The sequence below is a fragment of the Rhodococcus sp. 2H158 genome (assembly GCF_053764755.1).
Genome location: NZ_JBSNCE010000049.1, coordinates 1 through 26,264 on the forward strand (window position 1 = coordinate 1; position 26,264 = coordinate 26,264).

Below are 26,264 nucleotides of genomic sequence, written 5' to 3' on the forward strand. Positions count from 1 at the left end.
GGCGGCGGCGTGGTCGGTGCTGTCGAAGGTGTAGCTGGTGGTCTGGTAGATCGGCAGGGCGCGGGCGCGGGTGTCGCCGCCGCCGGGCTGGCCCACGTGGATCTGCTTCGTCTCGAAGCTCCAGCCGGCGGCGGGATCGGTTGCGGGGGTTTCGCTCATGGGTTGCTGCTCCGTCTTTCGTTCGACAATCGTCTCGAGGTGACGTGACGGTTCCCGCGCGGGACTCGACACGGGGAACGCCACGTCGGATGCACAATCGGGATGCCCGATACGGGCGAGGTCCGGGTGCGGCCGGTCAGGCGGCCGGACACCCGCAGATACACATGCGCACGGCCCGGCAGCGGGCGGAAGGCCCCGGCATTGCCTGCATTCGTGTCCGGCTCACGCGCCCGACACTATCTGCTGTGCGGGGCGCCGACCAGCGCTCCCCGGAATTCACGCGATCTCGACCACGGTCCGTACCGGGGTCGGGTTGCGCGTCAGATCGAGGACGGGGCAGTGGGCGTCCACCGCTTCCTGCAGTTCGAGGTAGCGTTCGCGCGGCTCCGGTCCCGACAGCGTGACGGCGACCCGCACCTCCCCGAATCCGGGACGGACGTCGTCGAAGCCGAAGAACCCGCGCACGTCCAGATCGCCCTCGGCGCGCGCCGAGATGTCGTCGACGCGGATCCCGAGCCGCTCCGCCCAGACGCGGTAGGTCACCACCTGGCAGGACAGCAGCGAGGCGAGGTAGTACTCGACGGGGTTCGGCGCGGTGTTCTCCCCGCCCAGGGCCGGCGGTTCGTCGACCTCGACGCTGAACCTGCCGAGGGTGACGGTGCTGGCGACGGCGTCGTGCCCGTGCGCTTCGGCGCGGAAGACGGCGTGAGCCCGGGTGGGGTCGTCGGCGATCGCCTCACGATTTGTGTCGACGACGGCGCGCAGGTGGGTGGACGGAGCAGTGGTCATGAATGTGCTTCCTCGACAGTCGGTTCGGGGGAGAGAGGGGCCTACGGGCACGGACACGTGGACGTCGCCGTGCGGGCGAAGTCGATGTGGCGGCGACGGGTCAGCAGGAGCACGGCGCAGACCGTAACCAATTCCCGACCGGAAAGCTAGGGATACGTGCGTGTGTTCCGCGGCTCAGTGGGTGCACCCGGCGGGCGTCAGTTCGGCCAGCCGGGCGATCACGTCCCGGGCGGTGCCGCCGGCCGAGAGCACCTGCCGCTGCCGGACGGCCCCGTTGCCGCACGCCAGCACGGTGTGCAGGCCCTCGCGGGCGTGCTGGTAGCTGCCGAGGTCCTCGAGGGCCGGCCGGACGTGCTCGATCATCGCCCGGAGCAGGTGCGCGGTCGGGCGACGAGCGGTCGACGGAAGGTCGATGCCGTCCCCGGGCAGCCCGTCGTGCGCCGCGCGCCAGTACGCGGCCCGCAGCACTTCGGAGGAGAACGGCTCGGCGGTGCGGCCGGCATCGAGGGCGCGCAGGGCGGTGAGCACCAGAGCGCGGACGAGGACGGCCACGAGGACCGTCTCGGCGACGGTCGAGGGGACATCGCACACCCGCACCTCGACGGTGGGGAAATTGGTCGACGGGCGGACGTCCCAGTAGACCATCGCCTTGTCGAGGATGCTGCCGCACTCCAGCATCGCCGCGACGGTGCGGTCGTACTCCTCGAGGGACGAGAAGTGCGGTGGCGGACCGGCGCTCGGCCAGCGCGACCACAGGATCGAGCGCCAGCTCGCGTACCCGGTGTCGACGCCGCGGTGGATCGGGGAGTTGGCAGACAGCGCCAGCAGGGACGGCAGCCACGGCCGGAGATGATTGCTCACCTGCACGGCGGTGGCGCGATCCGGCACGGCCACGTGCACGTGACAGCCGCAGATGCCCTGTTCCCGGGCCAGCATGCCGAAGACGCGTTCCATGCGCAGGTAGCGCGGCTTCGCCGTGACCGGCAGCTCGCGCGACCCGACGACCGGGACACCGACCGCCACCAGCCGGGAGCCGCAGCGGCGGGCGGCCTCGGCGACCAGGGACCGCCGGGTGGACAGGTCCGTGTACAGCTCGAGGGCGTCGTGGCACACGTCCGACGCCGTTTCGACCTGACACCGGTCCAGCTCGTACTGCAGTTCCACGCCGAGGTCGCGGGCCTGCGCGACGACCTCGGAGTTGTTGACGGCGGGTTCCCCGGTTTCCGCGTCGACGAGGAGGAACTCCTCCTCGACCCCCACCGTGGGGAGGTCGGACGATGTGGCCATGGTGCTCCCGGCGGGACTCGCGGTTCGTACCTGAATTCTGCGCCGCCGGGGACGGTGCTGCAGCACTTGCACGAATCCGGGTTTGCCGATCGGCGTGCGTCGCCGCCCGCACGGTACGGACGCTCCCCGGCTCCGCGGGCGACGAACACGCACAGGACCGGTGCCTCGGCCGGAGCGGAGAATCCCGTCGACACCGCCCCGGCCGGCGGTCCGGCCGAGTAGGGTCGATTCCCGGACCGTGGGAGGTGTAGTGAACGAATCGACACCGGTTCCCGGTGGGGCGTGGCCGAGTCTGCGCACAGCCGACTGGGCCGCGACTCGGGACACCCTGCACATGTGGCTGCAGATCGTCGGCAAGATCCGGCTGGCCCACGCGCCGATGGTCAACCACTGGTGGCAGGCGACGCTGTATGTCACTCCACGCGGGCTGGGCACCTCGTCGATCCCCTACCGGCACGCCACCTTCGACATCGAGTTCGACTTCTGCGAGCACCGCCTGCACATCCGCTCGAGCGACGGCGGCAGCCGTTTCGTCCCGCTCACCGCACAATCGGTGGCGGACTTCTACTCCCGCACTCTGGGCGCCCTGGACGAGCTGGGCATCGCCACGCGAATCCAGGGCACCCCCAACGAGGTGGATCCGGCGATCCCGTTCGCGCAGGACCGCGAGCACAACACGTACGACCCCGATGCGGCCCACCTCTTCTGGCGGCAACTGCTCCAGGCCGACCGCATCCTCCACGAGTTCCGAGGGGACTTCCTCGGCAAGGTCAGTCCGGTGCACTTCTTCTGGGGCGCGATGGATCTCGCCTGTACCCGCTTCTCCGGACGCACCGCACCACCGCACCCCGGAGGAATCCCCAACTGTGCCGACTGGGTGATGACCGAGGCCTACTCGCACGAGCTCAGCAGCTGCGGATTCTGGCCCGGGGGCGCGGACGAAGGCGCCTTCTATTCCTACGCCTATCCGGCACCGGAGGGTTTCGCCGAGCATCCGGTGCGTCCGGACGCCGCGTACTACTCCGCCGAGCTGGGGGAGTTTCTGTTGCCGTACGAGGCGGTGCGGACCGCGGCCGACCCCGACGCGGAACTGCTGCGGTTCCTGCGCAGCACCTATGACGCAGCCGCCGAGCTCGGCCACTGGGATCGGGCCTACCTCGAGCGTCGACCGCGGTGAGCACGTTCGACGAATCCGGACGGCCCGACGGCCGGTCGGGGTCGCGCGAGACCCCACGAGCTCGCGCGACCCCCCGGGTGACGGCTCAGAGGAGATGGACCTTCTTGTAGAGGATCTTCGACGGCCCGCCGATGAGGCCGACGCTGTCGAGGAACGTCATCAGCTTGGCGCCGGACTTGCGCACGCGGTCGTGGTAGTGGGTGTTGTTCCGGGCCTCGGCGAGTGCCCGGTCGCGGTCGACGCCCGCGTTGCTGTACACGTCGGGGTGGATCATGCTCTTGACCACGAAGTACACGGTCACGGCGGTGTTGATGCGCTCGAACTGCAGGCGGGCGCGGCTCGCGCCGGCCAGCCGGCGCGCGACCTCCTCGCGGGCGAACCGGATGTGCCGGGCCTCCTCGAGAACGTGGATCTTGCTGACCGTGCGGGTGACCGGCTGGACGCGTTCGTCGCGCATGAAGTCGCGCTGCATCATGTCCAGGATCTCCTCGGCGGCCATGACGCTCGCGTAGGCGTTGGCGCCCCGGAAGAATCCGCCCCACAGCCGGCCGAGGCGGTGGATGTAGCGGGCGGGACCGTAGTCCGGCATGCCGAGGCGCTCGCCGGCGCGGCCGAACATGACGGAGTGACGGCACTCGTCGGCGACCTCGGTGAGGGCGAACTGGACGTGGCGGGAGTGCTTGTCGCGGTTGTAGACGTCGCGCAGCAGCATCTGCATGAGCAGGATCTCGAACCACAGACCCACGCTCGAGACGCTCGCGGCCTCGTGCTTGGTCAGCTCGATGCGCTGTTCCTCGGTCATCTCGTCCCACAGCGCGGTGCCGTACAGCGTGCTCCACTCGGGGGTCATGCCGTACTTGTCGGCGGGGACGGGGGCCTCCCAGTCGACCTCGACCGTCGGGTCGTAGGACTTGCGGGCCGACGAGGCGAGCAGGCGCTGCGCCGTCTCCTCGCGGTCGGACAGCGGGATGCCGGGGACGAAGCCCTTGCTCTCGGCTTCCGACGGGCGGGTGAGCGATGCGGTCATGTCTCCACCTTTTTAGTGTGACGACTGGTAACTGTTAATCCGAGGCTACCTCGTTGGTCTCCGGCGCACAACGGGTCGTGGCCGTCCAGGCGCCCATCGCCTGCATAACACCGCTCCGACCAGCGCCACCGCCCCGAGCGCCCAGCTCGCCTGCTGCATCCCGTGCGGCAGCGCATAGCGAGCGACTGTCTCGAGCTCAGGTCCGCGCGGACCGCGGCTTCGGTGACGACCACCGCGGCAGCGAGTGAATCCGAGATCGCACTGCACGCCGGTTCCGGGACAGCCCCCGCGACCGGCGCGATCCGGTCGGAAAAGGCCGCTGCAGGCACGCTGCCGGCGAGGGTTACGTCGATCGCGGCCCCGAAGCTCATGGAGGGTGTCGTCGACCGTGGGCGCGACACCCTGCTTGGTGTCGAGACGACGATTGCGTGCGTAGAGGGGGCTGTGCAGAGGCCCAGGCCGAATCCCGGGGCGGGCAGTGCGACCGTCACTTCCCAGTAGGAGCCGCGGGCCGAGCACGGCCTGCCGTGACCAAGAGCGCTGGGACGTCGGCCTCCCACGACGTCGTGGTCGCCTCTCCGGCACGCCGTGCTCTATCTCGGCTACCCGGATAGCTCGTGCACGCGGGCATCGAGTTCATCTCCGCCCCGCTGGCAGAGGACCGCACCGGTCGAGCGAACCGCTGCGCAGCGAGGTCGAGGGCCTGCCCAGCGCCGCTCGCGGCGACTACCGGGTCCCCGCATCGACGACATCGACCACCGCGTGCACTTCTACCGAACCTGAGCCCCCTCGAAGCCGGTGAGCACGCGCAAGATCGACTCGGGCCCTCGTATCCTTCAGCACGCACCCAGTCGATGAACTGCCAGATCAGCGTGGCGAGGGGGTGCCTCCCGCTTGCGGGGGGACGGGCTCCCTCGCGCAGAGGACCGAAGCTGCCTTGAGAATCTCGTTGTCTTCCTCGGGATCTCGAACCTGGCGTTCGAGTTCTTGGATCCGCTGCTGCTCGACCGTCGCCACACCGGGGGCTTTGTCGGCATCGATCAATGCCTGGCGCGTCCACATTCGCAATGACTCGACACCGATCCCGAGCTTCGGGGCGATGGCTTTGCACGCCGCGAACGGCGACGGGTACTCACCCGAGACGGTCCAAGGCCATCCTCACCGCTCGCTCACGCTGCTCGGCAGAGTAACGCTTGGACATGATGTGCATCCTTTCCCAAGAAGAGACGCGGCATCAAACCCGGGACGGTTCACCTTGTCGTGGACGGTGTGCCAGCCGCACCGGTACTTGGCGGCGACGGCGGCCACCGAGCGGTCGTCGTCGAGGATGGCCGCGGCCGTCATCGTCTTCGCTCGGGGGTGACCCGGGCGTGGGGCGGGATGCCGGGCACCGACTCGGTGAAGACCTTCCGATCACAGACACTATCGGCGCACAACCACTCCCGCATGCTCCATTCGAGCCGGGGACGGTCGGGGCCGACCTGCGCATCGCGGGGACGGGTGGTGATCCAGTTCTTCGACCGCGTCGACCTCTGCCCGCACTGCGGGCACACCCCGACCCATCGGGGGTCGGTGCCGAGCCGGACGATCCGACTGCCGTCGTCGACGCGCCGCACCGATTCGACGACGACGCCCTCGAGAGCGGGCAGCAATGAACTACCGTGGAGCATGGCCGCGTTCCTTGCCGGTCTGGTCGCCTGAAGAACATCCAGTTCACAAGGGCGCGAGCACTTTTCGATCACCGACACGACGCGGGGTCGGACAACATCACGCCCCGATCAGCTGCGAAGGGTCGCATTCCGACTCCAACGACCGCGCAATTGCATGCGTATATGAATGCTTATACACATGACATATGACATGCAATTAGCTACTCTCTGAGTTCGATTTTCGTTCGGAGGCGAAGGGTGAGGTAGATGACACATATGCTGGAGGGCAAAGTTGCCGTTGTGACCGGCGGGGCGAGCGGAATCGGTCTCGCTACAGCGGAACGCTTCGTCTCCGAAGGCGCGAAGGTGGTTCTCGGGGATGTACAGGAAGAGCGTGGTCGGGAAGCGGCGGCCCGTCTCGGTGACGCCGCCCTGTATGTAGGTACAGATGTGACCGAGGAGTCGTCGATCGAGGCGCTCGTGGCCGCGGCCGTGGAGCACTTCGGACGGCTCGATATCATGCACAACAATGCGGCGGCACAGGGCGACGTCGCGGCGATCGTGGACCTGGACGGGGAGTCTTTCGAGTCGGTTCTGAGACTGGTAACCCGCTCGGTATTGCTCGGTCACAAGTACGCGGCCCGTCAGTTTCTACGTCAGGGCGGCGGCGGATCGATCATCACGACGGCAAGTTCGGCATCGCTGGAGGCAGGCTGGGGTGCCGCCGGTTACACGATCGGCAAACACGCCGTTCTAGGTATCGTGCACCAGGCGGTGGCTGAGTTCGCTGGTCTCGGGATTCGCTCGAACGCAATTGCCCCCGGCATCGTCATCACTCCGATCATGGCGTCGTCGTTCGGTGTTCCTCCGGAGAAGACGGTGGACTTCTCGGAGTTTCTCTCGAGCCGACTCGGCCTTCACAACCCTTCGGGGCGGGTGGCGCAGCCCGACGATGTCGCCAAGGTCGCGCTCTTCCTGGCCAGCGACTTGGCATCGCATGTGAACGGAGCGACGATCAATGTCGATGGGGGTGCGACGGTGGTGGCGCTCGGTGACGCCTCCGCGGCCGGCGTGACGAAAGCCGCCATGGAGTACTCAGCGCGCTGATCCTTCACCAGCTCGCCACATGCCGGGCAGCGGCGCCCGCAGTGCGCTAGGGGCGCTTCCCGGCAGGGCTCCGGTGCGGCGTGGGATCTGCGGTACTCGGTGCTCATTGCACGCCGAGCGTGTTCACTGGCGGACTGTGCGGGGTCCGGGTTTACGACGGCAGCGCGATCATTCCGGCATCGGAGAACGCGGATGGAAGCGGTTCCGCGGCGTAGACCCCGGTGGGTACGCCCTTGTTGAGATCGTCGGCGGCCGACTGCGCCCAGGCTCGGTCCACGAAGCGGAGTCCGGTGACGGAGTTGCCGGTCTCGATCACCCACCACGTGTTGTCGGCGCGATGATGGCGAACATAGTGAGGGGAGGGCGAGCACCGGTCTATTGACCTGGGCTTTCGCGTCGGCGTCGCAGTGAAGGAGGGGCGATGGTGCATATTCGCTGTCGTCATGCATGCAGAATATAATGCAAAAAAGCATTTGCAACAGTCTGTTGTGCGGATTCACTTGCATCGGGCCGAGGTCACGAAGTGGCGGGGAGAACTTCTTCCGGGTGCGGCGCGCCCTGGACTCGACGAGGGGATTGCGGGCGACAATTGTGCATGACAAGATGCACACCAATCTGAACGCCACTAGAGGGACGAGGGTGACACGATGGTTACCGCGACGCACGTATCGGATCGGCCGTCCGCGCTGCGCTTGACCGGACTGGCAAAGTCCTTCGGTGCTACCACGGCGCTCGAGCCGTTCGACCTGGAAATCGCACAGGGCGAGATCCACGCCCTGGTAGGCGAGAACGGCTCCGGAAAATCAACCTTCATCAAGATCCTCGCTGGTTACCACGTCCCCGACGGGGGCGACGTTCAGGTCGCCGGCCATGCACTGGAGTTGGGCTCTCCGGAATCGGCGCATCGGTTGGGAATCCGCTTCGTCCACCAGGACCTCGGTCTGATCAATGATCTGTCCGTCGAAGACAACCTGTACCTGACCAACGGGTTTCCCACTCGCCTGGGCACCGTTTCGGCCAAGAAGGCGCGGGCCGGCGCGCAGCAGGCGCTGCGTCGCCTCGACTTGGCGGTGGACCCGAGCGCAAAAGTCGAGACGCTCTCCCCCGCCCAGCGCACAGGTGTAGCGGTGGCTCGGGCCCTGTACCCCGACCCGACTGCGCCTGTACGGGTCATCGTCATGGACGAGCCGACGGCGACGCTCCCACAGGAGGAAGTCGTTCACTTGCTGTCGCTGGTGAAGAGCGTGGCGTCGACCGGTGTCGGGGTCATCTTCGTGACCCATCGGCTCGATGAGCTCTTCGGCTTCGCCGATCGGATCACCGTCCTGCGCGACGGGGTCAAGCAGGCCACCCGCTCCGTCGCCGAGCTCACCCGACGCGAGATCGTCAATCTCATGGTCGGCAACGAGTTCGACGAAGCGCACGCAGAGGCAACAAACCTCCCGCACTTCGAACGGACACAGGTTCTCTCGGTGAGTCACCTGAAATCCGTTCCCTTGCGAGACGTCAGCTTCACGGTCGCGGCGGGCGAGGTCCTCGGCGTCGCCGGTCTGACCGGATCAGGGCGAGAAATCCTGTTGTCCGCAGTGTTCGGGGGATGTCCGCGCGACGGGGGCGACGCTCACGTCGGATCCGATCGACTGCCCGCCGGTCGTCCGGACCTGGCAGTGCAGTTGGGTGTGGGCTACGTACCGCCGGACCGCAAACTGAACGGCGCACTGCTCGATCTGACGGCCCGGGAGAACCTGGTCCTCCCTCGTCTCCGTCCCTTCTGGAAATTCCCCCGATTGCACAAGAGCGCAGAGTCGAACGAAGTTCGGCGGTGGTTCGAAAAGCTCGACATTCGGCCGCGCGAGGGGCTCACGCGGCCACTGGCGACGTTCAGCGGTGGGAACCAGCAGAAGGTCGTACTGGCCAAGTGGCTCCGTCTCGATCCTCGTCTGCTGTTGCTGGACGAACCGACACAGGGAGTAGATGTCGGGGCCAAGGCGACGATCTACCACCATCTGCTCGAGGCTGCCGGGACGGGGACAGCCATCGCCGTCGCCTCTTCGGACTCCGACGAACTGGCCGCCATCTGCAACCGCGTGATCGTCCTCAGAGACGGCCGAATAGTGGCCGAACTGGTCGGTGATGCCGTCACCGCCAAGAACATCTCGGCTGAAGCGCTCGGCAGAAACCACGCCGACTTCGACGGTGCACCCGACACCTTCGTCGCCCAGGCGTAGTGCATCGACGCTCCCGCACGTTCCCCCGAAAGCAAAGAGAGATCAATAATGAAGTCGATGGCAGGTCCCCGACTCGATCTCGGGATGGACCGATTCAGCGGGCTCTACTTATGGGCCCTGTTGATCGTGATCTTCTCCCTGTGGATCCCGCAATTGTTCCTCAATATGGTCACGTTCAGATCGGTCGCGTCGGCGCAGGCCGTTGTTGCCATCCTGGCGATCGCTGCGACCATCTCGCTGGCGTCCGGTGCCTTCGACGTCTCCATCGGCGCCGTGGCAAACCTGTCGACGGTCGTGGCAGTCGCGATGCAGACCATCTACGGCTGGGGCATGTGGCAATCCATCGTGCTTGCTCTGCTCATCGGGCCGATCGTCGGTTTCGTCAACGGATTCGTGATCGTTGCGTTGAAGGTGAACCCCGTAGTCGCGACGCTGGGCATGGGCTCCGTACTGCTGGCCGTCCAGGAGATCGTCACCCGATCCTCGCAACCGGCACCGCCGAGCTCCGAAACGTGGATGAATCTCACGCTGACCCCGATATTCGGAGTTCAGGTCATCGTCGTCTACATGATCGTCATCGCGTTGGTGGTCTGGTGGGCGACGGCGCACACACCGGCCGGTCGCCACCTCTACGCGGTGGGCAGCAACCCCGAAGCGGCGAAGCTGTCGGGCGTAAGGGTTGGGCGAGTGCAGTGGCTCGCATTGATCGCCTCGTCGACGATCTGTTCCATTGCGGGCGTCCTGTATGCCTCCGCGTACGGACCCTCGCTGACCTACGGCGCCAGCCTGCTCCTGCCTGCGTTCGCCGCGGTATTCCTCGGTTCCACGCAGCTGATACCCGGCAGGTTCAACGTCTGGGGTACCTTGATTGCGGTCTATGTTCTGGCCACAGGCGTCCAGGGGCTGCAGCTCGTAACAGGGGTGTCGTGGCTCAACCAGCTCTTCAGCGGGCTGGCCCTCATCGTCGCTGTCAGCCTCGCGGGATGGCGTCAGCGTAAGGTGGCCGAGGCCCGTCGGATCGACTCGGCGCCCCCGGGCAAGGTCGGCGGAGACGGTCCTGCAGGGAATCAGCCCGACGCCCTGTCGACATCGTCCGCGTCCGTTCCGGCGAACTGACATCGGGTCATGCGAGCTCTCGTTACAGGAGCGAGTCACGGTGGAATCGGTGGCGCCATCTGCCGCCGTATGGTGTCCGATGCACTCACCCGCGATGAGGTTGCCACTCTGGTCCTCTCGGCGACGGGTGGCGACCGCGGCCTGAGAACGCTGGCGGAGGAGTTGCGCGGGATGGGCGCAGCTGTGCACGTCGACGTCGGCGATCTGAGCGACCTCGACTATCCACGCGAACTTGCTGCTCGTGCTGTCGACACCTGTGAGGGCTTGGATGTCGTAGTCGCCAATGCCGGCCTCGCGCAGGCTGTGCCCCTCGGTGAGGCCGAGGTCGAGCATTGGGAAACGATGCTCGCCGTCCACGCCCGAGCCTCGTGGTTGATTGCCAAGGAAGCTTTTCCGGCTCTTCGTGATTCGAAAGGAAGCTTCATTGCTACGGGGTCGGTCAGTGGAATCCTCCCACACGGTGGACTCGGGGCCTATTCGGTGGCGAAGGCTGCACTGATCATGATGTGTCAAACCTTGGCAATGGAATGGGGCCCGTCCGGGGTGCGAGTCAACGTCGTCTCCCCGGGCCCGATCCGGACGCCGATCAACGCGAAGCTCGGCAACGACCCTGCCGAACTCGAGGCCAAGGCCGCTCGGCGGGCGTCGATCCTCCCGATCAGGCGTCTGGGGCGCCCCGACGACGTGGCCGCAGCGGTGGCGTTTCTCGCAGGGCCCGACGGCGGGTTCATCACCGGTGAGAACTTGGTTGTCGACGGCGGACTTTCTCGCTCGGTGAATCAACACGTGTGACGGACCCGGCGCTCGCGGTCCGAGATGCGTTTCGTCGATCGCATTCATATGAACTACCGATCTGGTCTGAGGAGGCCGACAATGGCGTTGTTTCGAAGGTTCACAGCATCCGGGAGATGGCCGATCGTCCGTGGGCGATCCAGAAGCGCAACCACTGTACTCGCGCTGACATCTTGCGCGATCATGCTGGCAGCATGTGGTAGCGGGACGGACACCAAGGGATCGGCGGATACGAATTCGGGTACGGCCGGCCCCGGGGTCGCAGCTGCTCAGGAGGCCTACAACCAACTCCGCCAGCCCAGCGAGGGGTTGGGCGGGTTGACGGCGAAGCTCGGGAGCACGCCCGAGCCTGGAAAGACGATCGTTCTCATGCGGTGTAATGCCACCACATGCGACAACTACGACCGGGCGATCAAGGAGGCTGCAGCCGAGGTCGGCTGGACGGCACGCTCGATTGCATACAACCTCGCCGATCCGGCCACGCTCAGCTCGGGTCTCGACACCGCTCTGCAGTTCCATCCGGCCGCGGTGCTGGTGCCCGGAACCGAGCCGGAGGTGTGGGCGGCCTCACGAAAGGCATACGAGCAGGCTGGTGTGCCGATCATCGGGCTGACCCTGCCGACGCTCGAGCCGAGCGCCAACCCGCCGATCTTCAACATCCTGGGGGCTCCGTACCTCGAGGCCCAGGGGAAGGCGGCCGCCGACTGGTTCGTTGCCGATTCCAACGGCAGTGGTAAGGGTCTACTGCTGTCCATTCCCGCATATCCGCTCTACAGGACCATGACGGACAGCGTGAAGGCCGAGGCGGCGGCCAAGTGTCCCGATTGCACGCTCGAGGATCTGGAGATCACCATCCCGATGGTCAGCGCGCAGCAGATTCCCCAGGCAGTTGTCAGCGCACTCCGGCAGGATCCTTCCTACACGCACATCGTCACCATGGACGGGCGCTTCCTCGTCGGACTCTCGGCTCAGTTGAAGGCCGCCGGGCTGGACAATATCCGGGTCGGCGGCACATTCGCCCGGCCCGACAATGCACAAGAGATCAAGAACGGGACGATCGTCGCACTGACGAATCAGTCTGAAGAGCAGCAGATCTGGCTGGCGGTCGATGCCGCCCTGCGGATGTCGCAAGGGATGGACCTTCCGACCGATCTGTACCAGCAGCTCCCGGCGTTCCAGATCGTCGACAAGTCGAACATCGATTCGCTGCCGGACCCGTTCAACACCCCGCAGGGCTACCGCGAGAATTTCAAGCAGCTCTGGCTGGTCGAGTGATCCGTTCGCGCTCTGAATGCTGAGTCGCAATGCGTACGGTACCCACTCGCAGAGCGGGTACCGTACGCATCCCAGCGCGTCCGGGTGGCAGTATCGTCAGCCGAATACGTTGGCTTTGCGTGGGTCTCGTCGAACGATCGGGAACGTGTACGTCCAGTACGGCATATTCTCGTCGGTAGCCATCCACACGTCTCCGGGCTTTCCGTTCTCCAATGCGTTGATCACCGCCTCGGCTTGGAAGCTTGCCGGTGCGAATTCGCGGCCCTCGTGAAGATCCGGAGGGATGATCGCGGTATTCGTCCCTCCCGGGCAGAGGGCCTGAATACGTATCCCTTCGGCCTCGAGTTGAGCGGTGACCGAGCGGAGGAAACCGATCACCGCGTGCTTGGACGAGCTGTAGACCGGATCGATGGGCAGAGCAGTGACGCCTGCGTTCGACGCGGTGACAACGATGTCCGCCGGCGGTGTGGCGAGCCTCCGAGCGGTCAGCACGCCGTTGACAACTCCTTCGTAGTTTACGGAGAACACTCGGCGAATCACCTCGGGGGTGACCCATTTGAATCCGTCGGTGCCGATCTCGACGCCGACCGGCGACGATTGGACCCCGGCATTGAGGTGCAGGACGTCCAGGCGGCCGTGGTTCTCGATCGCGTGCGCGAACGCGGAGTGGTATGCGGCGGGATCCGAGACGTCGAGAGTCACGTACTCTGCGCCGATCTCGGCAGCCACCTCGTCGCCGTCGCGCCGTACGTCACCGATCAGCACTGTCGCTCCCAACTCGACCATTCGCTGTGCCGTCGCCTTTCCGATACCGGATCCGCCGCCGGTGACGAGCGCTACTTTTCCCGTCAAGTTCATCTTCTGTCCCCTGTAGATCGGGCCGTCGCAGGGACGCAACGGCTGACACTCCACACTAGCGATTTGTCACACATAAATGCATACTTAACTGCACAATATTCTCGAGGAAGGGAGCGGCTGGTGCGCCATGCAGGACGAGAGGTGTGGTTCATTACCGGTGTCGGTAGGGGGTTGGGCCACGGCATCGCAGAGACGGTATTGAGGTCCGGACGGACGGTGCTCGGGACGGTCCGACGTGACGGCGACGCAGCGGACCTCCGCGAGAAGTACGGGGATCGCATTTGTCTGGTCACCGCCGACGTGACCGATCAAAGGAGTGTGTCCGCCGCCGTCGCCGCTGCCGTCGATGTCTTCGGAAGGATCGACGTACTCGTCAACAACGCGGGCTACACGCTTGTCTCAGGTATCGAGGACGCGACAGACCAGCAGATCCGCGACCAGTTCGAGACCAACACGTTCGGGACGATGAGCGTCACGCGCCAGGTGCTGCCCGTCATGCGCAAGCAATCGTCGGGCCGAATCATCATGGTGTCCTCGGTTGCGGGAGCGTCTGCGGCACCGGGCATGGGCTATTACGCCGCGACGAAGCATGCGATCGAGGGATTTGCAGAGTCGCTGTCGAAGGAAGTGGCTGACCTGGGCATCAAGGTCAGCATTGTCCAGCCGGGATTGTTCCGCACCGACACCCTCGGCTCGTCCATGCAATCCACAACCCCCAGCGACGTCTACGAGAGGTCGGTAGGCAACCTCCTGAGCGCTCTGACCGGTCTGAGCGGCTCACAGCCCGGTGACCCGAGTCGTCTGGGTGACGCGCTCATCACTCTCGTCGAGGCGGAGAACCCGCCGCTGCGGGTGCCCATCGACCCCGGCGCCAGCGGATCGGTCCGGGGCCGACTCGAACAGCAACTCGCAGAGCTCGACGAGTGGGGGCCGAAGCTCGCCACCGAGCCCATCGGCTGAGTGCTCGAGGGGTCCCTGCCGAGCGCCGATCCCTACCAGGCGGCGCGGAGGAGTGCGAGCACCTCCGCGCCGCATGGTAGGCCAGGCGCTGTGCTCACGGCGAAGTCGGACATCGCTGCGTCCGCGAGGTCCGCAAGAGCATCTTCGCCGACTCCGATATCGCGCAGCCGGCGGGGTGTGCCGAGCTGCCGGAAGAGCGAGTCGAGGGCCTGCGGGACCCGTTCGGAGCGAGAGATTCCCATCGAAGTTGCGGCCGCCAGGCGACCGGGGTGGTGCGCGGCGACACGATCCAGGACGTGCGGTAACAGGATCGCTTCCACGACACCGTTGGCGACATTGTGGTCATGACCGATCGTGTGCGCGAGTGCCGCACCGAGTCCGCCCCGGGCCGTGTCGGTTCCGTCGCCGACCATGATGGCGGCAAGGGCAAGTTCGGTGCGCGTCGACCCGGCCGAGAGACCCTCTTGTCGCTGCAACAACGCGCTCAGCCGTCGAGCGGCGTGAATCAGAGCCGAATCCGACCAGTCGTTGGCGGACACGGAGATCAGTCCTTCGTAGGACATGCACAACGCGTCGAGCGACGCACCCAGCACCAGTTCCTCGGGGGCTGTGGCCACGAATTCCGGGTGGACAGCGATTGTGTGAGCGCGGGTCTTCGGATCGAAGAACGCCAAACGCTGTCGGTGGCCCGGCTGGGTCACCGCGCTTCCCGCCTTGCTCGTCGCTGTCGTCGGCGTGGTAGGAACAGCGTACATGGGCAGTTTCGGCGCGTTCAGGCGCGGGCTGACGAAACCCTCGGACGTTCGGTGGGTGGCGAGTTCACGAACCGGCCTGTCTTCGGCATGGAGAATGTTGGCCGCCCGCGCCGTGACCATGACCGAACCGCCGCCGACGGCGATCAAGGCATCGGTCCTGTTGGCCGAAATCGCTTCGACTGCAGCCAGTACTGCATCGACGGGACTGTGTCGACGCACCTCGGCGAAAATCCCGGTGACGCGTCCGGCGGTGGCTGCATCGAGAAGGCGCCACAAGTCCCGACGGGCTCCGAGCGACGGTCCGGTCATAACCAGCGCACGCCGCCGCCCGGAGCGCTCGAGCGCTTCGCCGATGGATTCCAAACTGTCCGGTCCCCACCGCACACGCAACGGCGCACGCCGGAACTGCCCGGCGGGGCCCGGTCCGGAACCGGTCATGCGACGACTACGGCGGCATCCACGGTTTGGGGGAGGCTCGTCTCGACCGAACGGCGGATTGCGGCGTGGACGGCGGTGTTGGCCACACCGTCATCGAAGGTCGGCAAGGGCGGCCACTCGGTGCGCTCGCGCCCGAGAATCCGGTCACGAAAGGCCTCGTGCAGCAGTTGGGTAGGCCTGATGAATCGAGTGGCGCCCGACAGCGCTGCGGAGAGCGTGTTCGAACTTGCAATGCCCTCGGCCTGCCTGGTGGGCATGTCCGAGGGATCGCCCACCAGATCGGCGCGCGGCTCGACGATGCGCTCGGAAGTACCGTCGTGCACCATGACGGTGCCGTCCATGGCTGTCCACACGCTGCCCGCGGTACCCGTGACCCGTTGGAGGTTGACCATCGGCCCGTACGCGCCGATCGAACTCTGGATGGTTCCCATCGCGCCGTCCACGGTTGTGAATTGCACCAGGAAGGTCTCGGGTGCGTCCCAGTCGTGCTTGGTGACCTGTCCTTCCATTGCGGTGACTGTGGCGAATTCTCCGACCGACATCCGAATCTCGTCGACGACGTGCTGGATCTCGGCATTCGGCCAGCCGCCGAAATTTTCCTTCTTCTGGAACCAGCCCGGAGCGCTGGCCTGTGGACCCGCGATGATTCCGTTGATGCGGACGTGCGTCACGAGGGTGGGGTCACCGATGGCTCCGCTGCGAATCGTCTGTGCAGTAGCGGCCATATGCGGCTGCCAGCGGAACTCGTGCCCGACCGCGTGAACGACACCGTTGGACCTGGCGGCATCGCGCATGCGGATCGCATCCGTGAGCGTCGTGGCGAAAGGCTTCTCGCACAGGACGTGTTTGCCGGCGGCCACCGCCGCAAGGACGACGTCGACGTGGGTTTCCGGCGGGGTGGCGACGACAACGGCATCGATGGAGGCGTCGGCGAGTACTCGGTCGAGGTCGGTGCTGGCGTGGGGTACATCCGATGCGATCGCGCGCTGACTCGTGCGCTCGGGATCCGTCCCGACGAGAGTCCGGACATCGAATCCGGCCGCGCGCAGCGCAGGAACGTGGGTCAGGCATCCCCACCCTGTCCCGACGACGGCGACGCCGAGCGAACGGTTCTGTGTGTTCAGATCTTTCACGATGTCCTCCTATGGTGGGTCGTGGTGGTCACGAGTGCAGTCCATTACGTGCCGGTGGTTCGACAGGAGTGAGTGTTCCGGTGGCGGCGGCGTGCTCGATCGCGGACAGCAGCCGATGGTGCCGCACGCCGTCCGCGAAGTCCGGAAGAGTCTTCGTCCCGGCGTGAAGACCGTGAACCAGTTGTTCGTACGAGTGCGCAACGACGTAGGCCGGGGTCGTTTCGGGTAGCCCGTGAACGCGCTCGTATTCACCAGGCGTCGGAAGCGGGTGGAGCTTCTGGTCGTCCCGGCTGGCTATCGCAATCCGTACCATGCCCATCTGCATATGACCGTGGACACCGGTGACGACGATGTCGCCGAGCGTTCCGTTGATTTCCCAATGGAAGTTCGTGGCCTTGGACATGCCGCCTCGGTAGTGCACGACCATGGGGATTCCCGACCCCAGTGTCCCCATCACGGCAATCTGGTCCGGGGTGCCTCTTTCATGGACCCGTCCGTCGGGGGACTCGACGGCCGTAGGCCGCCGGACGGCGGTGGTCGCCTGCACGCTGGTCACATTTCCCAGGACGGCTTCGACACCTGCCAAGGTGTGCCCCATCGGGATGGTCAACATCGTGGCACCCTCGGCCGGATCGAGAAGATAGATTTGATCGGATGCAATCGTGGGACCCCACGTGGAGCCGGAAGCGAGAATCGACGTCGACAGGATCTCGCCGATTTCGCCGCTGCGGACGACATCCCCGAGGTGCGCGATGAACGGCGCCGAAAGGACCTGAAGACCCACGAAGTGGGGTACGCCGGCGTCTGTCGCTCGACTGGCCAGCTCTTGGGCCTCCGACAGACCGTTGCCGAGCGGCCACTCGCACAGGACTGCCTTACCTGCAGTCAGTGCGGCCTCGACCAGCTCACGGTGGCGGGAAACCTTGACGGTGATGACTACGAGGTCGACGTCGTCCGAGCCGGCAAGTTCTTCGGCCGTGTCGTAAACCCTGTCCAAGCCGTGGGCCACCGCGGCCTTCGCGCTCGACTCCGGCGAGCTGGCGCATCCCCCGACAAGTTCTATCCCCTCGACCGCGCGAATGGCGGGCACGTGCGCATGGGCGGCCCATCCGCGCTCAGCGCTCAACCCGACGATGCCCACTCTCAGTGTGTCGGTCACGTCAGGTTCCCGAGCGTGGGCGACGGGCTCGGCAGTGCATCCATGGTGGTCGCCAGAACGTCCAACCGGCGACGTGAGGATCCGAGCAGGCGAGCCGTCGCCGTGGCGCGTTTGAAGTAGAGGTGGCCCGGGTGCTCCCAGGTGTATCCGATGCCGCCCAGTACCTGGAGGAGGTTCGCGACAGCGCGGAACGAGTGCGACGAACTGTACACGCATGTGAGATGCGCGGACTCGACGAGGTCCGCGGTCGTCGTCTTCTCGTCGGCGGCGAGGGCCGCGGCATGATAGACAACCCAGCGTGTTGTCTCCGTGTCGATGAAGACGTCGGCGCACCGATGCTTGATCGCCTGGAACCCCCCGATGGGACGTCCGAATTGCACGCGTGATCGGGCATATTCCACGACCATGTCGAGTGTTGCGGACAGGCAGCCTAGTTGGAGGGCGGCCAGTGCGATACTCACCAGTGCATACGCCCGCTCCAAACCGTCGGCACAACCCGAACCGCTCAATCGCTGCGCCGGGGTGGCATCGAAGGACACATCTGCCAGGAGGAGCGTCGGGTCGAGACTGTCTCCGGCCGTGCGGCTCAGACCCTCGGCGTCGGTGGTATCGACCAGGAACAGGGCGGGCCCATCCGGCGTCGCCGCAGCCGTGAGGACGACATCGGCGATCGCACCGTCCAGCACCCATCGACGCCGTCCATCGATCGTCCAGCCTTCCTCAGAACGGGTCGCACACACGTCCCGTCCGGCCAGGTCGGGCTCGCCGACCGCGTCGAGCAACGCCCATGTGGCCGTGATGTCGCCATTCGCCAGAAGCGGCAGCCAGAGGGACCGTGCGTCGTCGGTGCCGGTGCATGCGATGACCGGTACCGCGAGGGCGCTTGTGGCGACGAGAGGTGAACTCACGAGGGCCCGGCCGTACTCCTCCAGAAGCAGGCTGAGCTCGACGATGCTTGCCCCCGAACCGCCGTACGCGTCGTCGATCGCCAGGCCCGGGAGTTCGAGTTCGTGGGTCATTGCGCCCCACAACGCCGGGTCGTACTCCTTCCCGCCGTCGACGATAGCGCGAAGTCCTTTGTCTCCGTACCGTTCACCGAAGAATGCGCGCAGCATCTCCGCGAAGTCGCGCTGGTCCTGAGTCAGGTCGAAATTCATCTCTGTCACCCGGCCTTGGTCGGAGGTACTGGACGAGGCTCTCGGGGTAGGCCGAGCACCTGTTCCCCGATGGTGTTGCGCTGGATCTCCGACGAGCCTCCGTACACCGTGCCGGGGCGGGCGTGGAGATAGTCGGCGATCCATGCGGTCGACGAGGTGGAATTCACGCCGAGCGGTTGGGGACCCAGATTGATCTTGGACTCCATGCCCGATGGTGTGAGGGCCTTGGGGCCCAGGACCTCGACCGCGAGTTCGGTGACGCGTTTGCGGTACTCGGACATCATCAGCTTCGAGATCGACGACTCCGGCCCCGGCGGTCGTCCGGAGGCGGTGACCGTGAGATTGCGCAGCGCCAGGCAGTGCATAGCGTGCACAGACGTCCAACATTCGGCAAGCCTCCGCCGAAGCTCGACGTCGACGATGCCGAATTCGCGCATGGCGTCACGGAGCCGTAGAAGTTCGAGCTTGGCGGCGAGGGCAGCTGCGATACCACCCGAGCCTCGTTCGAAGCCGAGGAGTGTGAGGGCTACCTTGGCACCGTCACCAGGATTGCCGACGATGTTCTCCGCAGCTGTCCGCGCGTCCGTGAAGAACACTTCCGCAAGCTCGAACCCTCCGTCCATGGTCTTGATACCGCGGACTTCGACTCCCGGCTGATCGTAGGGAATCAGGAGGAAGGACAGGCCTTTTCCCTTGGGAAGCTCGGGCTCGGTGCGTACCAGTGCGAAGATCCAGTTGGCATGCGTTCCAGCGGTCTGCCAGATCTTCGAGCCGTTGATGATCCACTCGTCGCCGTCCAACACGGCGCGGGTTCGCAACCCGAAAAGATCCGATCCCGCCTCCGGCTCCGAATAACCCTGAGCCCAACGGATGTCAGCGCTGATGGTGCGTGGAACGAAATACTCTTTCTGCGACTCCGTCCCCCAGTGCATGAGGGTGGGACCCAAAAGGGTCATGCCTACCGGATCGGTGGGGAGGGCGTACTGAGGAACTCCGGCGCGAACGAACTCTTCGGCAACGATCGACTGACTGGTCAGATCGAGACCGCCGCCGCCGTACTCCCTCGGCCATCCAGGGGCGATGAGGGCCTTCTCCACGAGAAACGTCCGCCAGGTCGCATTGAACGACTCGCGCTCGGCGGGATCGAGAGCGCCGACACCTTTCCAGTCGGGGGGCAGCTCCTGGGCGAGAAGCGAACGCACATGCGTCCGGTACTCCTCGGCGGTGGTGGGGAATGTGATGTCCACAAGACTCCAGGTGACATTGTGGGGTAACGGAGATGAAGTTCATAGGCAGGTTTGCATACAATCTGGAATATTGCAAGGTAAGAACCGCTCTACCTGCGGTGTTCCTGGCGGATTCGGCGATGTGCGACGACGTGGCGGTGGAAATTTGGCATGCAAGATGTAATACTTTCTTATCGATTGTCGAGGCATGGAGGTTTACCTGTGGGTATCGAAGAGCATGTGCCGCTGGATGGCTCAAGTTTGCTTGTCGGCGTGCGTGTCGTCGAGCTGTCGTCGAGTGTCGCAGGCGCCTACGCGGGCCGGCTGCTGGCGGACATGGGAGCAGCGGTGTCCCGCGTCGATTACCGGCTCGAGACCTCCAGCTCGGAAGCGGCCACACCCCTGCTCGAGCAGTGGCTCCACAAGGGAAAGACGGCTTGCGTGCCGGGCAGCGACGAGGTGCTGGCCGCTCTCGACGCTGCGCACCTGGTTATCGCAGAGGCGGATCCGGGTGACCGCGAGTTCTGCGCCTACGCGGTCGGCCTGGAACAGCGAGCGCGAGAACTTCCGCACCATCCCGTCGTCGTCATGCTTCGTCATGGCGTGCAGGACGGAGAGGGGATTCCCGGTACCGCATTGACGATCTCGGCTTGGTCGGGGATGAGCTGGGCGATGGGAAATCCGGATGACGCACCGCTGACGTTGCCGTTCGATCTGGGGGCATACGAGGGTGGCATTCATGCGTGCGCTGCAGGGCTCGCGGCGCTGCTCGCTCAGCCTTCCGCGTTCGGATTGCGGCACGTGGACGTGTCCAGTCGTGACGTCCTGACCTACTTCACCGGCATGATCACGGCGAACTTCCTCCCGTACGAGCGGCCGTGGACTCGGGACGGCGCCCGGCCGCCCGGGTCCGCCGGCGTCTACCCGGCCAGCATCTTCCCGTGTAAGGACGGCCACGTCGTACTGATGTGCCGGTCGCAGAAGGAATGGGACGTCTTCATCGAAGGGATGGGCAACCCGGAGTGGGCCGCCGATCCGAAGTTCCGCGACCCGCGGGTCGTTGCCAGGCTATACGCGGACGAAGCTGATACCCACCTGATGCCATGGATCCTCGACCGTACGCAGCAGGAACTGTTGGATTTCGGCACGCGACTGGGTTTACCGATCGCTCCTGTCCGCTCGATGCGCGAGGCCATCGACGAGCCACAGCTTGCCCACCGCGGCTACCTCGAGAATCTGCCGGACACAGACATTCGTGTCCCCACCACGCCGTGGCAACTCCGGGAGTCCCTTGCCACTGCCACCGAGAGCGGTCGTCCCTGGCCCCTGAACCCGGATACGGCACGCTCGGCAGGGCAACTGTTCGAAGGCCTGCGGATCCTCGACTTGTCGTGGGTCTGGTCGGGGCCACTGGTGACATCGGTGCTGTGCGACCTCGGCGCCGAAGTGATCAAGATCGAGCACACGAACAACATGGACTCGAGCCGAACGAGGGGACGAGCCCGCCGCAACGGAGTCGAGATCGAGGGTCCCGAGCACGAGGTCACCCCTTATTTCAATCAGATGAACCACGGCAAGCGCAGCGTCACCTTGAATCTCAAGGAGAAGCGAGCTCGCGAGATTCTGCTCGACATGGTCGAGCACTGCGACGTCGTGGTGGAGAACATGCGCCCGGGGGCGCTGCGGCGGCTCGGGCTGGGCTACGAGGTACTCGCCGAGCGCAACCCCGGCGTCGTCCTGCTCAGCATGTCCATGGCTGGTCAGAGCGGGCCGCTGAGCGGCATGAAGGGATATGCAGGTGTCATGGCCGCCATGTCCGGGATGGAATCGCTCATCGGGTACGACGAGGACACCATCGTCGGCAGCCTCGCCCCGGCACTGGGAGATCCCAACGCCGCGGGACACGCATTGAGTGTCCTGTTCGCAGCCCTGTTCCGCAGACGTGAGACGGGCCGTGGAGCGTGGATCGACCTGTCACAGACCGAGGCGCTCATGAACGTCCTGGTAGGACCGATGATCGAGAGTCAGATCAGCGGTCGGGTCGGCCCGCCGGCCAACACTCATCCGCGATTCGTTCCCAACGGCCACTTCCGGTGCGAGGGTGACGATTCGTGGATCGCGTTGTCGATCCGACGCGACTCGGAGTGGGCGGCTTTCACCGAGCTGGCGACCGCCGGCGCATTCGAGGCTCGCCCCGAGTGGTCGACCGCAGCGGGCCGATCGAAGGACGTGTCGAGTGTGGAGAGGGCGGTCGCCCGGTGGGTGTCGACGCGAAAGCGCGACGAACTGCTGGACGAACTGCTCTCACGGGGCATCGCCGCGGCTCCGGTAGCGTCTTTCGAGGATCTGGTCACCTCCGACTGGAAGGCCGAACGCGGGCTCACCGCCATCGTTGCGCATCCGTATCTCGGGAAGACCGAAGTGTTCCTCGTGCCTTGGCGGTTCGCCGGTCAGGGCCCTGCGACCCCCGCACCGGGCCCGATACTGGGCAGCTCGACCCAGGCTGTGCTCGACGAGCTGCTCTCCCTGCCGGCGGACGAAGTGCACCGGCTGCAACACGAACAGATCCTGTACTAGGGCGAGGATTGACACATGCCGATCGACATCCGCGCAGTCGGTAAGCGAGCCGATCCGTTTCGTCGAACGTGGGACTCCACCGACGCGCTGCTGTACGCGCTCGGTGTCGGTGCCGGTCAGGAGGATGCGTCTCGTGAACTGCAGTTCACCACGGAGAACACAGCTGGAGTGGAGCAGCAGGTTGTACCCAGCTTCGCCATCCCTGTGGTGCAGACAGGACTGGGGAAAATTCTCACTTTCGGTGACTATCCCCGAGGATCGCTCGTTCACGCCGAGCAGTCGCTGACCGTGCATCGCCCGCTGACACCTGCCGGTTCGGTGACTGTGTCGGCGCGCATCGCATCCATCGCCGACAAGGGGTCGGGTGCACTCGTACACATGGAGACGGAGGCGGTCGACACCACGACGGGGGAACCGGTCGTCTCCACCAGACTGGGATACTTCATCCGCGGTGAGGGCGGCTTCGGTGGTCAGCACGGTGACCCGAGTGGTGGCACGCCGTGGAGTGAGCCACTCGGTGACCCGCACGAATCCATCGTCGTGCCGACGCGTCCGGACCAGGCACTGCTCTACCGGCTCAGCGGTGACCGAAATCCGCTTCACTCCGATCCTGCGGCCGCCGGTGCCGCCGGCTTTCCGCGACCGATCCTTCACGGCTTGGCCACCTACGGAATTGCGACCCGCGTTCTGACGAATCGATTGCTCGACGGTGACCCGGCTCGTTTCGGCTCCATTTCGGCTCGCTTCACGAGACCGGTCTTCCCGGGAGACACACTCGTCGTCCGCGTGTGGCGCACCGAAGAGAGCGTCGTCTTTCGTGTGCTGAACGACGCCGGCGCCATAGTGCTCGATCGCGGCAGGCTGACCGGCCACTTCCTCGATCGTCACCCACCACAGTCTTGATCGACGGAACGATCCACCTACGGACGAATCGGATGAGTAAACAAAGGAGACACCATGGTTGATCTCAACGGTCGCGTGGCTTTCGTGACCGGCGCCGCACAAGGAATCGGCGCCGCAACGGTGATGCGGCTTGCCCGCGCGGGTGCCGATGTGGCGGTCGTCGACATGAATCTCGACGGCGCAGAGGAAGTTGCGTCCTCGATCCGCGAGTCGGGCGGAAAGGCGATCGCCCTGCGGTGCGACGTCTCCTCGAGCGAGGCCGTCAACGCCGCGGTTGCGCAGACGAAGAGCGAGTTGGGCCCCGTCGGGGTGCTCGTCAACAACGCCGGTGTGCTGCGCGACAACTACCTGTTCAAGATGTCCGACGACGACTGGGACACGGTGATCGACACCCACCTTCGAGGTACCTTCAACTGCACGCGCGCGGCCCAAGCGCACATGGTTGAGCAGAAATGGGGAAAGATCGTCAACGTCAGCAGCGTCGCGGCGCTGGGAAACACGGCGCAGTCGAACTACGCTGCGGCGAAGGCCGGCATCCAAGGACTGACGAAGACGCATGCTCTCGAACTCGGCAAGTTCAATATCAACGTCAATTCCGTTGCGCCGGGGTTCGTCGAGACTGCGATGATCCGGGCCACGGCCAAGGCACAGGGTGTCGACTTCGAGGTCTACAAGCAGCGTGCCGTAGACCGCAATCCCATGAAGCGCGTCGCTCAGCCGGAAGACATCGCGGGTGCCATCGCACTCCTCTGCAGTGACGATGCGTCCATGATCAACGGCCAAGTGATCTACGTGGCCGGCGGCCCTCGGACCTGACGGAGCGCAAGATGACGATTTCCCTTCGAGGTGCCGCGTATATCGTGGGCGCCTACGAGCACCCGGGGCGCGACCTACCCGACAAGTCCGTCGCCCAGATACACGCCGAAGTCGCCAAGGGTGCGCTCCGCGACGCCGGACTGACTACAGCCGACGTCGATGGGTATTTCTGCGCCGGAGACGCTCCCGGCGGCCCTATAGCGATGGCGGACTATCTGGGCCTTCCTGTCCGTCATTGTGATTCGACCGACTACGGAGGGTCGTCCTACGTCGCGCTCGTCTCGCACGCCGCCCAGGCCATCGCCACCGGCAAGTGCTCGGTCGCGCTGATCACGATGGGGGGACGGCCGCGCAGCGGACGTCGGCGTGCTCCCGCACAGGACAACCCCGCATTTCCGTTCGAGGAGACCTACGGGCACAGCAACCCGGCGTCGTACGCATTGGCGGCGCGACGTCACATGTACGAATTCGGTACGACCTCCGAGCAACTTGCCGAAGTGAAGGTCGCTGCTTCCACCCATGCGCAGCACAACCCGAACGCGCTGCTGCGCAAGGTCGTCACGGTCGAGGAGGTCGTCGACTCCCGTTTCATTGCCGAGCCTCTGCACCTGCTCGACTGCTGTGTGATCACCGACGGCGGAGGAGCGGTCGTGGTGGTGAGTCCCGAGGTAGCGCGGCGACTCGATCGCCGCGGGGTGAAGTTGCTCGGAGCGGGCGAGGCGCCCAAGCACACCGGGCGCGCGCCGATCGATCTCACGTACACCGGAGCCGTGTGGTCCGGTCCGCGGGCGTTCGCGGAGGCACGTGTGACCCCGGGTGACATCGACTACGCCTCCGTCTACGACTCGTTCACCATCACCGTCGTGGAAACCCTGGAGGACTTGGGGTTCTGCGAAAAGGGTCAAGGAGGTCGATTTGTTCTCGACGGCCGTCTGCAGGCCCCGCATGGTGGATTGCCTCTGAACACCGACGGCGGGTCGTTGTGCAACAACCATCCCGGCAATCGCGGGGGGATGACGCGCCTCATCGAGGCCGTCCGGCAGCTGCGAGGCGAGACGCATCCGGCCGTTCAGGTTCCCGACGTCCAGCTCGCCCTCGTCCACGGTACCGGCGGCTGGCTCGGGAGCCGTATGGGCAGTGCGACACTCATTCTCGGACAGGAGGACTCATGACGGACAACGCCCGACAGAACGGTTCGGGCCTGCCCAGTGGCGAACCCGTCTTCGATGTCGATACCGAGCCCTACTGGCGCGGTGCTGCCGAGGGTAGGCTGCTGCTCACCCGGTGCGAAGAATGCAGCACCTACGTCTGGATCCCGCGACCGTACTGCCCCGTCGATCAGGCACCCACACGATGGGTGGAGGCATCGGGGAAGGGGTCGGTATACAGCCACACGACGGTGCACCGCGGGGAGCGCTCCTATTCGAAGTCGGCGCCGTTCGTCCTTGCCTACGTGGAGTTGGCCGAAGGGCCGCGAATCATGAGCAATATCGTCGGATGTGCACCCGACGAGGTCGAGATCGGGATGCCGGTCACCGTCACCTTCGACCCGGTGGACGATGACGAACAATATGCCATCCCGCGGTTCAAGCCGGCCTGAACCGCATCTGTTCCGGGCGCACGCAGCATCGATCCGGTCTCGGCTCGGCGCACCATGGGCTCGGGGGGCGGGGTTT

22 protein-coding genes and 2 pseudogenes are annotated in these 26,264 nt (G+C 65.5%); 12 read left to right on the plus strand and 12 right to left on the minus strand.

All coding sequences use genetic code 11. The features are described 5' to 3' along the window. From ACWPOB_RS27880 to ACWPOB_RS27890, 3 genes and pseudogenes are all read right to left on the minus strand, one after another. Positions 1 to 159: pseudogene (locus ACWPOB_RS27880) on the minus strand (PLP-dependent transferase); the annotation flags it as partial. Positions 160 to 435: 276 nt separating this feature from the next. Further along, positions 436 to 948, minus strand: coding sequence for an OsmC family protein (locus ACWPOB_RS27885; protein WP_455402793.1), 513 nt, complete (start codon positions 946 to 948; stop codon positions 436 to 438). 174 nt (positions 949 to 1,122) lie between these two features. Further along, a complete protein-coding gene (locus ACWPOB_RS27890; protein ID WP_455402794.1) occupies positions 1,123 to 2,235 on the minus strand; it encodes a carboxylate-amine ligase in 1,113 nt (370 codons plus the stop codon). Between the two features lie 250 nt (positions 2,236 to 2,485). On the opposite strand from ACWPOB_RS27890, the gene ACWPOB_RS27895 reads away from it, so the two are divergent. Then, positions 2,486 to 3,412 carry a DUF5996 family protein gene (locus ACWPOB_RS27895; RefSeq protein ID WP_455402795.1) on the plus strand — a complete coding sequence of 309 codons (927 nt, stop codon included), beginning with the start codon at positions 2,486 to 2,488 and terminating at the stop codon, positions 3,410 to 3,412. 85 nt (positions 3,413 to 3,497) lie between these two features. Here the strand turns inward: ACWPOB_RS27895 and ACWPOB_RS27900 are convergent, their stop codons facing one another. Together ACWPOB_RS27900 and ACWPOB_RS27905 are read right to left on the minus strand one after the other, a co-directional pair. Further along, a complete protein-coding gene (locus tag ACWPOB_RS27900) occupies positions 3,498 to 4,439 on the minus strand; it encodes an AurF N-oxygenase family protein (protein WP_455402796.1) in 942 nt (313 codons plus the stop codon). Positions 4,440 to 5,669: 1,230 nt separating this feature from the next. Then, a pseudogene (locus ACWPOB_RS27905) lies at positions 5,670 to 6,156 on the minus strand (transposase family protein); the annotation flags it as partial. A gap of 199 nt (positions 6,157 to 6,355) precedes the next feature. Between ACWPOB_RS27905 and ACWPOB_RS27910 the strand changes: the two are divergent. Further along, positions 6,356 to 7,195: an SDR family NAD(P)-dependent oxidoreductase gene (locus ACWPOB_RS27910; RefSeq protein ID WP_100054905.1), complete on the plus strand. Its 840-nt coding sequence runs from the start codon at positions 6,356 to 6,358 to the stop codon at positions 7,193 to 7,195. Between the two features lie 151 nt (positions 7,196 to 7,346). Here ACWPOB_RS27910 and ACWPOB_RS27915 read toward each other — a convergent pair whose 3' ends face one another. Next, on the minus strand, positions 7,347 to 7,511 hold the full coding sequence (locus ACWPOB_RS27915; protein WP_455402797.1) for a hypothetical protein: 165 nt from the start codon (positions 7,509 to 7,511) through the stop codon (positions 7,347 to 7,349). Between the two features lie 331 nt (positions 7,512 to 7,842). Here ACWPOB_RS27915 and ACWPOB_RS27920 point away from each other — a divergent pair, with 331 nt between their 5' ends. From ACWPOB_RS27920 to ACWPOB_RS27935, 4 genes are all read left to right on the plus strand, one after another. Beyond that, positions 7,843 to 9,423 (plus strand): sugar ABC transporter ATP-binding protein, encoded by a 1,581-nt coding sequence (locus tag ACWPOB_RS27920; RefSeq protein ID WP_455402798.1) that lies wholly within the window; start codon positions 7,843 to 7,845, stop codon positions 9,421 to 9,423. Between the two features lie 57 nt (positions 9,424 to 9,480). Next, complete coding sequence (locus tag ACWPOB_RS27925; RefSeq protein ID WP_377438982.1) at positions 9,481 to 10,539, plus strand: ABC transporter permease; 1,059 nt, start codon at positions 9,481 to 9,483, stop codon at positions 10,537 to 10,539. A 9-nt stretch (positions 10,540 to 10,548) separates the two neighbouring features. Continuing rightward, positions 10,549 to 11,331 (plus strand): SDR family NAD(P)-dependent oxidoreductase, encoded by a 783-nt coding sequence (locus tag ACWPOB_RS27930; RefSeq protein WP_377438985.1) that lies wholly within the window; start codon positions 10,549 to 10,551, stop codon positions 11,329 to 11,331. Positions 11,332 to 11,649: 318 nt separating this feature from the next. Further along, on the plus strand, positions 11,650 to 12,606 hold the full coding sequence (locus tag ACWPOB_RS27935; RefSeq protein ID WP_377438988.1) for a sugar ABC transporter substrate-binding protein: 957 nt from the start codon (positions 11,650 to 11,652) through the stop codon (positions 12,604 to 12,606). 96 nt (positions 12,607 to 12,702) lie between these two features. On the opposite strand, the gene ACWPOB_RS27940 is transcribed toward ACWPOB_RS27935, so the two are convergent. After that, complete coding sequence (locus ACWPOB_RS27940) at positions 12,703 to 13,464, minus strand: SDR family oxidoreductase (RefSeq protein WP_455402799.1); 762 nt, start codon at positions 13,462 to 13,464, stop codon at positions 12,703 to 12,705. A 141-nt stretch (positions 13,465 to 13,605) separates the two neighbouring features. On the opposite strand from ACWPOB_RS27940, the gene ACWPOB_RS27945 reads away from it, so the two are divergent. Then, positions 13,606 to 14,424 carry an SDR family NAD(P)-dependent oxidoreductase gene (locus ACWPOB_RS27945; RefSeq protein WP_455402800.1) on the plus strand — a complete coding sequence of 273 codons (819 nt, stop codon included), beginning with the start codon at positions 13,606 to 13,608 and terminating at the stop codon, positions 14,422 to 14,424. A 32-nt stretch (positions 14,425 to 14,456) separates the two neighbouring features. On the opposite strand, the gene ACWPOB_RS27950 is transcribed toward ACWPOB_RS27945, so the two are convergent. The 5 genes from ACWPOB_RS27950 to ACWPOB_RS27970 are packed head-to-tail and all read right to left on the minus strand — an operon-like array spanning position 14,457 to position 20,313. After that, complete coding sequence (locus tag ACWPOB_RS27950; protein WP_100054899.1) at positions 14,457 to 15,617, minus strand: iron-containing alcohol dehydrogenase family protein; 1,161 nt, start codon at positions 15,615 to 15,617, stop codon at positions 14,457 to 14,459. Then, entirely contained in the window at positions 15,614 to 16,750 is a 1,137-nt protein-coding gene (locus ACWPOB_RS27955; RefSeq protein ID WP_455402801.1) for a Gfo/Idh/MocA family protein, read from the minus strand. Before ACWPOB_RS27955 ends, ACWPOB_RS27950 begins: the two co-directional genes overlap by 4 nt. Before the next feature lie 28 nt (positions 16,751 to 16,778). After that, complete coding sequence (locus ACWPOB_RS27960; RefSeq protein ID WP_100054897.1) at positions 16,779 to 17,909, minus strand: Gfo/Idh/MocA family protein; 1,131 nt, start codon at positions 17,907 to 17,909, stop codon at positions 16,779 to 16,781. After that, positions 17,906 to 19,066: an acyl-CoA dehydrogenase family protein gene (locus ACWPOB_RS27965; protein WP_455402802.1), complete on the minus strand. Its 1,161-nt coding sequence runs from the start codon at positions 19,064 to 19,066 to the stop codon at positions 17,906 to 17,908. Before ACWPOB_RS27965 ends, ACWPOB_RS27960 begins: the two co-directional genes overlap by 4 nt. A 5-nt stretch (positions 19,067 to 19,071) precedes the next feature. Next, positions 19,072 to 20,313, minus strand: a complete 1,242-nt coding sequence (locus ACWPOB_RS27970) for an acyl-CoA dehydrogenase family protein (RefSeq protein ID WP_100054895.1) — start codon at positions 20,311 to 20,313, stop codon at positions 19,072 to 19,074. A 201-nt stretch (positions 20,314 to 20,514) separates the two neighbouring features. On the opposite strand from ACWPOB_RS27970, the gene ACWPOB_RS27975 reads away from it, so the two are divergent. The 5 genes from ACWPOB_RS27975 to ACWPOB_RS27995 are packed head-to-tail and all read left to right on the plus strand — an operon-like array spanning position 20,515 to position 26,188. Further along, positions 20,515 to 22,869: a CoA transferase gene (locus ACWPOB_RS27975; protein ID WP_455402803.1), complete on the plus strand. Its 2,355-nt coding sequence runs from the start codon at positions 20,515 to 20,517 to the stop codon at positions 22,867 to 22,869. Positions 22,870 to 22,884: 15 nt separating this feature from the next. Further along, entirely contained in the window at positions 22,885 to 23,772 is an 888-nt protein-coding gene (locus ACWPOB_RS27980) for a MaoC/PaaZ C-terminal domain-containing protein (RefSeq protein WP_455402804.1), read from the plus strand. A gap of 54 nt (positions 23,773 to 23,826) precedes the next feature. Beyond that, a complete protein-coding gene (locus ACWPOB_RS27985) occupies positions 23,827 to 24,588 on the plus strand; it encodes an SDR family NAD(P)-dependent oxidoreductase (protein WP_072636792.1) in 762 nt (253 codons plus the stop codon). Positions 24,589 to 24,599: 11 nt separating this feature from the next. Beyond that, positions 24,600 to 25,760: a thiolase domain-containing protein gene (locus ACWPOB_RS27990; RefSeq protein WP_206003396.1), complete on the plus strand. Its 1,161-nt coding sequence runs from the start codon at positions 24,600 to 24,602 to the stop codon at positions 25,758 to 25,760. Beyond that, on the plus strand, positions 25,757 to 26,188 hold the full coding sequence (locus tag ACWPOB_RS27995; protein WP_455402805.1) for a Zn-ribbon domain-containing OB-fold protein: 432 nt from the start codon (positions 25,757 to 25,759) through the stop codon (positions 26,186 to 26,188). The genes ACWPOB_RS27990 and ACWPOB_RS27995 overlap by 4 nt, the downstream gene beginning before the upstream one ends. Positions 26,189 to 26,264 lie beyond the last annotated feature (76 nt).